Here is a 297-nt window from a genome sequence, read left to right on the forward strand (position 1 = left end):
CGCGCGCTGTCTATTTCGGGGCCAAGGTGCTGATCCTGGACGAGCCGACCTCCGCGCTCGGTGTGCGTCAGACCTCCAACGTGCTGGCCACCATCGACAAGGTGCGCAAGCAGGGGGTCGCGGTGGTGTTCATCACCCACAATGTGCGCCACGCCATGGCCGTGGGCGACCGGTTCACGGTGCTCAACCGGGGCCAGACCCTGGGCACGGCAGAGCGTGGGGAAATCACCCCCGAAGAATTGCAGGACATGATGGCCGGCGGGCAGGAGCTCGCGACGCTCGAAGGGTCTCTCGGTG

At 66.7% G+C, this 297-nt stretch carries 1 pseudogene; it reads left to right on the forward strand.

Annotated features, from left to right (window positions below):
* Nucleotides 1-297: pseudogene (locus E0702_RS16650) on the forward strand (sugar ABC transporter ATP-binding protein); the annotation flags it as partial.

It is taken from the genome of Halomonas marinisediminis, assembly GCF_004347715.1.
In the GTDB taxonomy this organism is placed as follows: domain Bacteria; phylum Pseudomonadota; class Gammaproteobacteria; order Pseudomonadales; family Halomonadaceae; genus Halomonas; species Halomonas icarae.